Annotated in this window: 8 protein-coding genes; 7 read left to right on the top strand and 1 reads right to left on the bottom strand. The window is 70.6% G+C overall.

Annotated features, from left to right (window positions below):
- Positions 1-46: 46 nt before the first annotated feature.
- Genes HQQ85_RS18555 through HQQ85_RS18525 form a run of 7 tightly spaced genes read left to right on the top strand, consistent with a single transcriptional unit; the run spans position 47 to position 9248 of the window.
- Positions 47-1252: a nucleotide sugar dehydrogenase gene (locus HQQ85_RS18555; protein ID WP_371741963.1), complete on the top strand. Its 1206-nt coding sequence runs from the start codon at positions 47-49 to the stop codon at positions 1250-1252.
- A complete protein-coding gene (locus tag HQQ85_RS18550) occupies positions 1249-2004 on the top strand; it encodes a glycosyltransferase (protein ID WP_173184039.1) in 756 nt (251 codons plus the stop codon). The genes HQQ85_RS18555 and HQQ85_RS18550 overlap by 4 nt, the downstream gene beginning before the upstream one ends.
- A 40-nt stretch (positions 2005-2044) precedes the next feature.
- Complete coding sequence (locus HQQ85_RS18545; protein WP_173184038.1) at positions 2045-3070, top strand: NAD(P)-dependent oxidoreductase; 1026 nt, start codon at positions 2045-2047, stop codon at positions 3068-3070.
- A 7-nt stretch (positions 3071-3077) separates the two neighbouring features.
- Positions 3078-4382, top strand: coding sequence for a hypothetical protein (locus HQQ85_RS18540; protein WP_173184037.1), 1305 nt, complete (start codon positions 3078-3080; stop codon positions 4380-4382).
- Positions 4379-6079 (top strand): hypothetical protein, encoded by a 1701-nt coding sequence (locus HQQ85_RS18535; protein WP_173184036.1) that lies wholly within the window; start codon positions 4379-4381, stop codon positions 6077-6079. Before HQQ85_RS18540 ends, HQQ85_RS18535 begins: the two co-directional genes overlap by 4 nt.
- Entirely contained in the window at positions 6070-7428 is a 1359-nt protein-coding gene (locus tag HQQ85_RS18530) for a hypothetical protein (RefSeq protein WP_173184035.1), read from the top strand. The genes HQQ85_RS18535 and HQQ85_RS18530 overlap by 10 nt, the downstream gene beginning before the upstream one ends.
- A 5-nt stretch (positions 7429-7433) precedes the next feature.
- Complete coding sequence (locus tag HQQ85_RS18525; protein WP_173184034.1) at positions 7434-9248, top strand: hypothetical protein; 1815 nt, start codon at positions 7434-7436, stop codon at positions 9246-9248.
- Here HQQ85_RS18525 and HQQ85_RS18520 read toward each other — a convergent pair.
- Positions 9171-11828 carry a hypothetical protein gene (locus tag HQQ85_RS18520; protein ID WP_173184033.1) on the bottom strand — a complete coding sequence of 886 codons (2658 nt, stop codon included), beginning with the start codon at positions 11826-11828 and terminating at the stop codon, positions 9171-9173. The two genes, HQQ85_RS18525 and HQQ85_RS18520, sit on opposite strands and share 78 nt — an antisense overlap.
- Positions 11829-11875 lie beyond the last annotated feature (47 nt).

Genomic DNA, 11875 nt, shown 5'->3' with positions numbered 1-11875 from the left:
TAATCGTGTCGCAGCCGAACATCCCCTTACGAACGAGGTCAACCGCGTGTCATCGAAGTTCAGCAACGACGTCGTCGTCATCGGAGGCGGCGGTCATGTCGGCCTCCCCCTGGCCATCGCCCTCGCCGACCGCGGCTCGAAGGTCGTCGTCTACGACGTGAGCGAGCGCGCCGTAGAAGGCATCCTGGCCGGCCGCATGCCCTTCAGCGAGCCGGGTGCCGAGCCCGTGCTGCAGAAGGTGCTGGCGAACGGCATGTTCTCCGCCTCCACCGATGCGAGCGTCGTGGCCACCGCGGAGAACGTCATCGTCGTCATCGGCACCCCGGTCGACGAGCACCTCAACCCCGACCCGAACGCCATCCCCAAGGCGCTCGAGACCTGCATGCCCTTCTTCAGCGACGAGCAGCTGCTCATCCTCCGCAGCACCGTCTACCCCGGCGTCACCGCGCTGGTCGAGCGTCGCCTCCGCGAGGCGGGCCTGGCCACCGAGGTCGCCTTCTGCCCCGAGCGCATCGCCGAGCACAAGGCGATGGAGGAGCTGTTCACGCTGCCGCAGATCGTGTCGAGCCGCACCGAGACCGGCCGGGCCCGCGCATCCGCTCTGTTCTCGACGCTGACCGACCAGATCGTCGACCTCGAGCCCGAGGAGGCCGAGCTCGCGAAGCTGTTCACGAACACCTGGCGCTACATCAAGTTCGCGGCGGCCAACCAGTTCTACATGATGGCCAACGACCGCGGGCTCGACTTCGAGAAGATCCGCAAGGGCCTGACCCACGACTACCCGCGCGCGAAGGACCTGCCCGGCCCCGGCTTCGCCGCCGGCCCGTGTCTGTTCAAGGACACGATGCAGCTCGCCGCCTTCAGCGACAACAAGTTCGCGCTCGGCCACTCGGCCATGCAGGTGAACGAAGGGCTGCCGCTCTACATCGTCACCCAGCTCGAGAAGCGGTTCGACCTCGAGAACCTCACCGTGGGCATCCTCGGCATGTCATTCAAGGCCGGCTCCGACGACATCCGCTCGAGCCTGTCGTACAAGCTGCGCCGGGTGCTGAAGTTCCGGGCCAAGGCCGTCATCGGCACCGACCCCTACGTCACCGAGGAGACCGACGACACGCTGCTGCCGCTCGACTCGGTGCTCGAGAAGGCCGACATCCTCATCGTCGCCACCCCGCACAGCGAGTACAAGGGCCTCGTCACCGACAAGCCGGTGGCCGACGTCTGGAACCTCCTCGGCCAGGGAGTCGTGATTTGACCGAGGGCCTGCGCGCCTCGATCGTCATCCCCGCGTACAACGAGGGGGACGACATCGTCCCCGGTCTCGACCGCATCTTCGAGGCCGTGAAGCTCGACTCCGAGGTGCTCGTCGTCGTCGACGCCACGACCGACACCACGGTGCCCGTCGTCGAGGCGTACGCCGCGGCGGGGCGACCGAACCTCAGGGTACTGATCAACGACTACGGCCGGGGTCCTGCCTACGCCATCCGCTACGGCATCGATCACGCCACCAGCGAGACCGTCGTCGTCACGATGGCCGACGGGTGCGACGACCCGCGCCAGATCGACGACCTCGTGCGTCTGGTCGAGCGCGGTGTCGTCGTCGCGGCCGCCTCGCGCTACATGCCCGGCGGCCAGCAGGTCGGCGGCCCGCGCTTCAAGAGCTTCCTGTCACGGATGGCCGGCATCACGCTGCACGTGTTCACCAACGCCGGCACGCGGGACGCCACGAACTCCTTCAAGGCCTACAACGCCGAGTTCGTGCGCCAGGTCGGGATCGACTCCAAGGACGGCTTCGAGATCGGCCTCGAGCTCACGGCGAAGGCGAGGCGGCTGCGGCTGCCGGTCGCCGAGATCCCCACGATCTGGCTCGACCGCGCCTTCGGCGAGTCGAACTTCAAGCTCGCGAAGTGGATTCCGAAGTACCTGCGCTGGTACCGTTTCGCGTTCGGCCGCAAGCTCACCGTCGACGAGCTGCGCGCCCTCACCGACTCCCCCACCACTCCCTGATCACCACCACGCTGAACACCCACCAGAAGGAACACATCATATGAAGAAGGTTCTCGTCACCGGATCCGCGGGATTCATCGGCGGCTACATCGTCGAGGAGCTCCTCGAGAAGGGCTACCAGGTCGTCGGAGTCGACAACTACTCCAAGTACGGCCCCGTCAAGAAGTCCTACGACGACAACCCGAACTACGAGCTCGTCGTCGGCGACGTGCAGGACGTCGAGCTGATGACGCGTCTGCTCGAGGACTGCGACCACTTCATCGCGGGCGCCGCGCTGATCGGCGGCATCTCCTACTTCCACACCTACGCCTACGACCTGCTCGCGCAGAACGAGCGGATCATCGCCTCGAGCGTCGACGCCGCGATCGCCGCGCACAAGAAGGGCCGCCTCGAGAAGGTGACCTACATGTCGAGCTCGATGGTCTTCGAGTCGACCGACCGCTGGCCGTCGAAGGAGGGCGACGAGCGCATCGTCCCGCCGCCGCTGTCGAGCTACGGCTTCCAGAAGCTGGCCGTGGAGTACTTCGCCCGCGCCGCCTGGGACCAGTACAAGCTGCCCTACACGATCCTGCGCCCCTTCAACTGCGTGGGCATCGGCGAGAGCCGCGCGCTCGGCGACGTCGAGATCGACTCGGGCAACGTCAAGCTCGCGATGAGCCACGTCGTGCCCGACCTCGTGCAGAAGGTGCTCAAGGGCCAGGACCCGCTGCACATCCTCGGCTCGGGCGAGCAGGTGCGTCACTACACCTACGGCGGCGACCTCGCGCGCGGCATCGTGCTCTCGCTCGACCACCCGGCCGCACTGAACAACGACTTCAACGTCTCGACCGCCGAGGGCCACTCCGTGCTCGAGCTCGCCGAGACCATCTGGCGCAAGATCAAGGGCGCGGACGTGCCGTTCAACTACACGTCCGACCCCGGCTTCGAGTACGACGTCGCGAAGCGCGTCCCCGACGTCACCAAGGCCAAGGAGCTGCTCGGCTTCGAGGCGACCACCACGCTCGATGACATGCTGGACGAGGTCATCCCGTGGATCGAGAATGCCGTCGCCGACGGCACGATCTAGATCCTTGATGGGCGGCCGCCGGTGGCTCTCGCCGGCGACCGCTCACTACGTCTCACTCGTCGTCGCGTTCGCCTGGATCCTCGTCTGCGCACGAGGTCAATGGTTCTTCTTCGACGAGTGGGACTTCCTCAAGCTCTCCTCCACCGACTTCCTGACGCCGCACCTGGGTCACTGGAGCACCGTCCCGATGCTCGTGACCGCCGGTCTCCGTGACCTGGTCGGGCTCGGCAGCTACTGGCCGTACCTGCTCACCGCCGTGCTCGTGCACCTCGGCATCGTCCACGTGCTGTGGCGCCTGCTCCGGCGCGCCGGCGTGACGCCCTGGATCGCCGTGCTGCTCGCCTTCGTCATCGCCCTGTTCGGCGCGGGCAGCGAGAACATCCTCTGGGCCTTCCAGTTCGGCTTCCTCGGCGCCGTGCTGCTCAACCTCATCGCCGTGCTGCTCGTCGACCGGGCGAGCCGTGAGCGCTACCGGCGGGGCTACGCGCCCGTCGTCGCCCTCACCGTGGCGTCGCTGATGTTCTCGGGCACGGCGCTCCCGCTGATCGGCGGGGTAGCCCTCGTCGCGCTCCGCCGGGTCGGCCTCTGGCGGGCGGCGCTGCTCGTCGCCCCCTCGGCGGCGGTGTACCTGGCCTGGTACCTCTACGCGCAGAGCAACCCCGTCTACTTCATGCCCCCCGGACCCAGCGGCTACCCGGTGCTCTCCCTCGTCGGCCGGATGGGAGGCTTCGCCTTCCGGATGCTCAGCGGCGGCCTCGACGGCCTCACCCCGGTGCCGTTCCTCGGGCTGGTGCTGTTCCTCGTCCTCGCTTCGTACGCCACGGTACGGGGCCCGCAACTCTGGCAGCGCGCACCGCTCGCGCTCGGACTCGCGGCGTCGGCGGTCGCCTTCGCGCTGCTCACCGCGTACTCGCGCTTCGACTTCGCCGCCGACACGGCCGCGTCCAGCCGCTACATCTACCTGACGACGGTGCTGCTGATGCCCCTGATCGGGCTGCTGGCCACCGAGCTCGCCGGCCTGCACCGGGGCGTCGAGCTCGCGATCGCCGCCGCCCTCGCGCTCACCACCGTCTACGGCGGTCACGTGCTCCTGCAGTCCGGTCGGGCGCAGGCAGCCACCGAGCAGGACACCCGTGCGAAGATCTATGCGGTCGTCGACGAGCTGGCGGTGCACGATGTGGACATCTCCAGCCGGCCCGACCCGGTCTACGCCCCCTCCCTGACCGTGGGCGACCTGCGTGCCCTCGTGGCCGCGGGCGCGCTCTCGGCCGACCAGCTGCACCCCTCCCCCACGAACGGCGGCCAGAAATGACGGACAGCTCCCCGCGCACCACTCCGAGGGGTCGCGTCGACGCGGCGGTCGACCGCGGGGTGCGGAGCGTGCACCACCGGCTGCGCGCCGTCTCAGCGCGGCTGAACCCCGACGTGGTCGCCGCCGTCGCGCTGGCGGCCGTGGTGCTGATCGCCGCGGTGGTCGTGTTCTCCGACGTGCGCACCCAGTACTTCATCTACGACGAGTTCGACTACCTCACCCCGCCCGACGGGGCGAACTGGCTGCGCTGGATCATCACGCCGCACAACGAGCACACCATCCTGTTCACGAAGGTCTGGTTCTCGCTGCTCTACCAGACCATCGGCCTGCAGGGCTATTGGCTCTACGCCCTGCCGATGCTCCTCTGCCACCTCGCCGGCGGCGTCGCGGTCTACGCGCTGCTCCGCCTGGTGGTGCCCTCCCGTGCGGTCTGCGTCGCCGTCGTGGCCCCCGTGCTCATCATGGCCGCCGGGGCCGGCACGGTGACCTGGGCCGGCCAGTTCCAGTACACCGCGGCCACCGCCGCCGGGCTGTGGGTGCTCTACCTCGCACTGTCCCCCCGCGTCGGCCCGCGGCTCCGGGTGGCCGGGGTGATCGCGCTGTCGCTGTTCGGCACCTTCAGCGGATCGGCCTACATCCCGCTCGGGGTGGCCGCCGGTCTCGCCCTCATCTCGCTGCGGCGCTACCTCCTCGGGGCGATCGCCATCGCCGTCCCGGCGATCTGGTTCGTCGTTGTGCGGGTGGTCTGGACGATCCCGAGCTACAACAGCGCGCACAGCCTCGACCAGGTGCTTCGCGACGGTCCTGAGTTCGTCTACGCCCTGCTGGCCAAGGCGGTCAACGACTCGATCCCCGTGGCCGACCCGTTCACGCCGGCGGTGCTGGTCGTGGCCACGGTGGGCGTGCTCGCCTACCTCGCCGTCCGCCCCGGCCCACTCGCCGGCAGCCGCGCCCGGCGCACCTACCTGTTCCTCCTCGTCGCCCTCGTGCTCTCGCTGGCCATCACGCTGATCGGCCGGCTCAGCCGCGACGTCGCCGAGTCGGCCAGCGGCGGCTACTCCTACTTCATCCTGATCGTCGCCATCCCGGTCTTCGTCGCGAGCCTCGCCCGCTTCGTCACCGGCACCCGGATCGCGGTCGCGCTGCTCGTGCTGCTGCTCGGCGGCTGGGCTGCGATAAACATCGTGGCCCTCGGCGACGAGGCCGAGGGCCTGTCGGACTGGAAGTCGGGCAACGCCGCCCTCCTCGGCGCCGCCGCGTCACTGAGCGACGACGGCCTGGTCGCGGTGAGCGACGACGCCGTCCCCTCGCCGCAGCTCGCCCCCACCGTGAGCTGGGCCGAGCTGTCGGAGATGGCCGCCGACGACCGCATCGCCGACGTCGAGCCCTCGGCGCTGAACGCCGACCAGGTCTCGCTCAACGTGCAGTGGACGGGGCTCAGCACCCCGGTGACGGGCGACTTGACGAGCTGCGAGACGATCGCCCCGCACACCTCGATCGACCTCCCGGCGACGGCGCAGGTGGCGCTCGCCCCGGTCGGAGCGCTCGAGAGCACCACCGTCGTCACGCTCGCCTACCCGACGAGCGAGGCGTCGATTCCGGTCGGGGTCGACGACGACGGCACCCTGCTCGCCTCGACCGCCGACCGTCCCTCCGTCGTCACGGCCGGTGACACCGCGGTGACGGCGTGCCGCTGACCGGGGCGGCCGACTGGCTGCTCGGGCCGGTTCCGGGCCGCGTGCGGCCGCTCCTCGCCCGCGCGGGAGCCGTCACCGCCCTGTTCGCCGCCGGCACCGCGATCGCCGCCCTGCGACTGCCCGACGGGCAGCGGAACGTGCTCTGGTCGGAGGACGGCAACCAGTTCCTCGAGGGCGCGTTCCGGCACGACTACCTCGGCATTCTGGCCACGCCGTACGCCGGCTACCTGCACGCGGTGCCGCGCACGGCCGCGCAGATCGTCGAGGCCGTCCTGCCCACCACCCAGCTCGGCACCGGCATGAACCTCGCGGGCGCGGCGGTCTGGTCGGCGGCGGCCGTCGCGGCCTTCGTCTTCACCCGCGAGCGTGTGCAGCTCCCGCTGCGATGCCTGCTCTGGCTGCTGGTGCTCATCCTGCCGATCGGCTCGCTGGAGGTCGCGACCAACGTCTCGAACTCGCACTGGTTCCTGATGTTCTCGCTGTTCCTCGTGCTGTCGGCCCGCTCGGGCCCGGGGGTGGCGAGGACGGTCTTCGGCTCGGTGCTGGTCGCCGCCTCGGTGCTGAGCGATCCGCTCTCGCTCGTGTTCGCGCCCCTCGTGCTCGCGCGGGCCGTGGTGCTGCCCCGGCTCCGGGAGAACGTCGTGGGCATCGTCTTCGCGGCGGCCGCCGTCGTGCAGGTGATCGCCGTGCTCGGCACCGAGCGCGACCGCGGCGACCCCACCCTCCAGCCGGCGGCCATGGCCTCGACCTACCTCGTCCGCGTCGTCTTCGGAGACCTGCTCGGGCACACCACCGGCACCTCGGTCTACGCCGAGCTCGGCCGGCGCCCCGTCGTGCTGATCGCTGTCGCGGTGCTCCTCCTGCTCGTCGTGCTGATCGCCCTGCGACTGCGTCGCGACGGTCTGCCGGCGATCGCGCTGGTCGCCTCGGCCGGGTTCTTCGGCGTCACCGCCGTGCTCACCTGGAACCGTCTCGGCCTGCAGGACCCGGGCGCCGAGGTGTTCCTCGGCGGTCGCTACCTCGTGGTGCCGTCGCTGCTCCTGATCGTCTCGATCGTGGCCGCGATCAGCGCCTTGCTGCCTCCCGCGGGCGCCCGGGGCGGCCGTCGGGCGGTGCGGCTCGGGGTGGTCCTCGTGCTGGCCGCGGCCCTGATCGCCCCCGGTGTGATCGACTACCGCTCGCCCGAGAACAAGGCCGGCGTGCCCGAGCTCAGCGTCTCCGTGCCCGGCTTCCGCGACGAGTGCGCCGCCGACCCGTCCGCCTCGATGCAGGTGCCCATCGGTCCGGCCGGCTACTGGTTCCTCGTGCCCTGCGAGCGCATCCTCGACCCGGCTCCGACGGGGAGCTGACGATCGTGTCACTCTGGCTCGTGCTCGGCTGGTGCGCCGCCCTGGCGGTGCCCGTGCTGCTCGTCTTCGCCGCCGCCGTGGGGCTGACGGGCCGGCTCTGGCGGTCGATGCCAGGGCTCGCCCCGGCGTTCGGCGTGCTCGGGGTGGCGGGCACCGCCTGGCTCGCCTTCGTGGCCGTCTGGATCAGCCCACCGCTCGGGCTGGTGCTCGGGGCCCTGGTGCTCCTCGGCTCGGTGGCCACGGTGCTGCGCACGGGGGTCTGGCGGCTCTGGCGCAACGCCCTTCCGGTGGTCGTGCTCGCCGCGGCGGCAGGGGGCTTCGCGCTCGCCTTCGCCTGGCTCTGGGGCCCGGGCGCCGACCCGTACACGACCGTCGCCGACCGCTTCTTCCACTTCGCCCTGCCGAGCGACAACACCATCCCCGGCCTGTTCGCCGACCGCCTGGCGCTCGGACAGAGCACCCGCGCGATGATCGGCGACTGGAACGGCGGCGATCGGCCGCCCCTGCAGACCGGCCTCGAACTCGCGCTCGGACCCCTCGTCGCGCTGGCCCAGCTGATGGGCGGCGGCGCGGTCGTCGGCTTCGGCGGCGTGCTGCCCGAGGGCGCGGCCTTCGCCGCCGACGTGCTCGCCCAGCTGCTCTGGCTCCCCGCCGGCTACGCCCTGCTCCGGATGCTCGCCTTCTCCCCGCGCTCGACCGTCCTCGCCCTGTCCGTCGCGGCCCTGGTGCCGACCGTGCTGGTCAACACCCTGTTCACCTGGCCGAAGCTGCTCTCCGCCGCGCTGGTGCTCTCGGCGCTGGCCTTCCTGCTCGCGCAGCGCCAGGCGGCGCCGCGAGCGATCTGGCCGTTCGTGCTGGCGGTCGCGTCCGCGGCCCTCGCCGTGCTCGCCCACGGTGCCGCGGCCTTCACCGTCCCGGTGCTCGTGCTGGTGGGGCTCGCCGTGCTGCGCACCCACCGCCGCACCCTCCGCTCGGCCGCCGTGCCGGTCGTGGTGGCCGGGGCCGTCGGTCTCCTGCTGTACCTGCCGTGGATGCTCTACCAGCGCCTCGTCGACCCGCCCGGCGACCGCCTGCTGAAGTGGCACCTCGCGGGCGTCATCCCGGTGACGCCCGACTCCTTCCCCTCGGTGCTCCTCGACCGGTACCGCTCGACGCCCCTGCCCGAACTGCTCTCGAACCGCCTGGAGAACGTGATCACGCTGCTCGGAATCGACCAGCTGCACCGCCTGCAGGGGCCGACGGTCGACCTCGTGCGCTTCTTCCGGGTCGAGGACTGGACGAGCACGCTGTTCGCGCTGGGCCTCCCCGCCGTCGTCGCCCTGGTCGCGATGCTCGCGTGGTCGCTCCGGCACCGTCGGCGGCTCGACGGGCCAGCCCGGCTGCGGCTGATGCTCCTTGCAGGGTTCGGGCTCTGCCTTCTCGTCTGGGTGCTCGCGATGTTCCTGCCGAACGCCACCTTCGTGGCACAGGGCTCCCATGCGTGGATGCTCGCGTTCGTGCTCATCCCGATCGCCTGGGCGGCCGAGCGCACCCCGCGGATCGCACACCTGGCCCTGGGCGTGCAGGCGGTCGCGACCGTCGTCGTCTACTCCGCCTTCACCCTGCAGGACGCGGCGGCCCGCCCGCTCTCACCGGCGGCCGCGGTGATCGCGGCGGGCGCCCTGCTCGTGCTCCTCGCCGCTCCCCTGCCGCTCACCCGCTGGGCGGGACGAGCGGGGCGCTCCACCGGGGCGGGGACGGGGTCAGGGGACGACGACGGTGCGGCAGCCGAGGTCGCGGTTGTCGAAGGTCGCCGTCAGGCAGACCCGATGGCTCCCTGAGCTCGCCGGCACGACGCTGTCGATGCCGTGCAGCGGGCCGACACCCGGGAAGTACGACGCGATCCAGTCCAGCCGGGTCGCCGCCGCGATCGGGGCGCCCTTGCCGTCGACGTCGACCCAGATGTAGGTGGTCGCCGTCGAGTTGCGGTCGACCGACCATCCGGTGATCTTCACGCCGCCCTTGACCCCGGTGACCGAGTCGATGTTCGTGGCCCCGGTGGAGGGCACGTCGATGGTGCGGCAGCCGAGGTCCTGGCCGTCGAAGCTGGCCCGCACGCAGACCGTGTGGGGCCCGGCGCCCGCTTTGAGGGAGACGGTGAAGCCGTGGTTCTTGCCCACGCCCGGGAAGTACGAGTCGATCCAGTCGAGCCGGTCGGCCGCGAGGTAGGGCGCGCCCTTGCCGTCCACCGTGATCCAGACGTACTGCTGGGTGGTGGAGATGCGGTCGACCGCCCAGCCGGTGAGGGTGATCTTCTGGTCGGAGGCGGTCAGCGAGTCCCACGAGGCGGCTCCGCTGGAGGGCACCGTCACCTGCTTGCAGCCGTAGGAGACGTTCTCCTTCGTGCCGGTCACGCAGACGGTGTGCACTCCCGAGGTCGCCGGGAACGAGCCGCTGAAGCCGTGCCGCGGGCCCTTGCCCGGGAACAGCCCCTCGATCCAGTTGAGCTTGCCGCCCGCCCAGATCGCTCCGCCGCCCTTGCCGTCGATCGAGACCCAGACGTAGGTCGACTCGGACGAGGTCTGGTCGAGCGACCAGCCGCTGACACTGATCTTGCCGATCTCGGCCGACACGCTGTCGAAGGAGCCGACCTCGTTGTTCGGCACGGTCACCGTGCGGCAGCCGTAGGAGGTGTTCTCGAGCGTGCCGATGACGCAGACCTGATGCGCCCCGGGGGCGGCCAGGATGGTCGCGCTGAAGCCGTGCCGCTTGCCCGCCGAGGGCCAGGCCGCCGCGGCCGCGTCGTTGTTCTCGCCGGCGTAGTACGCCTTGCCCTTGCCGTCGACGTTGATCCAGACGTAGCTCGGGGCCGTGCTGCGCTTGTCGAGGCTCCAGCCCGTGACGGTGATCGAGCCGAGCTTGCCGGTGGCGCTCTGCACCGCTCCGGCCTCGTTCGTCGGCACCGTCACGCTCGCGCACCGCAGCAGCACGCCGGCGTAGCCCGAGACGCAGACCTGGTGGGTGCCGGGCTTCGCCGGCACCACGCGGTCGAAGCCGTGCAGGTTGCCGGTGCCCGGGTAGAGCACGGGGGTCCAGCCGAGCGGCTTGTCGACCTTGTAGTTCTGACCCTGGCCGTCGACGTCGACCCAGATGTAGGTCTGCGCGGAGCTGGCCGTGTTCAGCGACCAGCCGGCGACGCGGATGCCCCCGACGACGCCCTCGGCGGTGTCGAGGTAGCCCGCCGCCGTGCTCTTCGGCACGGTCACGGTGCGGCAGCCGAGGTCGGTGCCGTTCGACTTCGCGGCGCAGACGGTGTGGGTGCCCGCGGAGGCTCCGACGATGCCGTTGAAGCCGTGGTTCGGCCCGAGGTTCGGGTAGAGCACCGGAATCCAGCCGAGCGGCTTGTCGGCGGTGAGGGTCGACGAGACGCCGTCGACCGAGATGGTCACGGTGACGGGGCTGTCCTTCGCGGGGTCGACCGCCCAGCCGGTGACCTGCACGCCGCCCGCGACCGGCTTGACCGAGTCGAGTGCACCGTGCGGGTTGCTGCTGCTCCGGGGGTCGCCGAACCAGTCGGTGTACAGACGCCAGAAGTTGCGGTTGCCGTAGGACGAGCAGCCGTCGGTCTGGCCGCCGTAGAGGTTCGACATCGCCACCGCGTTGGGCTGGTACGGCGTGTAGTAGTAGAGGCCCGCGGTCGCCTTGTTCTTGATCAGCACGGGCGAGGAGCCGCAGGCCGCGTTCGGGTGGTAGCGCACGGCCGAGTACTTGCCGACGGGGAACCAGGTGAAGAACGCCGAGGTGCCGGCGGGGTTCGTGTAGCGCTTGTACTGCCAGGCCGCCTTGTAGACCTGGTTGTAGAAGCCCGAGAACTCGGCGTCGCAGGGGGCGGTGTCGGGGCAGGCGAAGCCGGTCGCCGAGGTGTACTGGCTCTGGCTCGGCCAGGAGTCCGTGATCAGCGACTGCTCCTTCTGCAGCAGCACGATCAGCACCGACTGGCTGACGTTGCAGGCCTGGCCGACCTTGTAGATGATCGTCGCCGAGGTCTCGTTCGGCGCTCCGGCGTAGGCGTTGCACATCGCGTCGGCCGAGCGGGACCAGGTCGTCTGCCGGTAGTCCTTCAGGCAGGTGTAGCCCGAGCGGCAGCTCGAGACCTGGCTGTTCAGGAAGTTCTGGATCGCACCGGCCGACATCGCGTTGCCGTTGAAGAAGTTCTCGTCGCTGATGATGTTGCCGGGGTCGAAGTCGGCGGCGGTCGCGGTGACGAGGGCCTGCGGGGCGCTGCGGGTGAGCACGGGCGCCGCGGCCGAGGCGGGCTCCGCCCCGGCGGCGGTCAGGCCGGCCACGACGAGGATCAGGCTGAGAACGGCTGCGACCAGTCCCCGTCGAGTGGTCGTGCGTGTCATCGTGGCTCCGCTCATCACACCTCATCCTAAAGAGAGGCTGTGCGAAGCCCGGGGACTCGCCC

The organism is Herbiconiux sp. VKM Ac-2851 (assembly GCF_013205105.1).
GTDB lineage: Bacteria > Actinomycetota > Actinomycetes > Actinomycetales > Microbacteriaceae > Herbiconiux > Herbiconiux flava.
Note: the sequence above shows the minus strand (reverse complement) of the source record. Positions and strands in the feature narration are given on the sequence as shown.

Excerpts from the sequence above, each read along its gene's own strand:
- HQQ85_RS18535 (WP_173184036.1), top strand. The coding sequence starts at position 4,379 with ATGACGGACAGCTCCCCGCGCACCACTCCGAGGGGTCGCGTCGACGCG.
- HQQ85_RS18540 (WP_173184037.1), top strand. The coding sequence starts at position 3,078 with ATGGGCGGCCGCCGGTGGCTCTCGCCGGCGACCGCTCACTACGTCTCA.
- HQQ85_RS18520 (WP_173184033.1), bottom strand. The coding sequence starts at position 11,828 with ATGAGCGGAGCCACGATGACACGCACGACCACTCGACGGGGACTGGTC.
- HQQ85_RS18545 (WP_173184038.1), top strand. The coding sequence starts at position 2,045 with ATGAAGAAGGTTCTCGTCACCGGATCCGCGGGATTCATCGGCGGCTAC.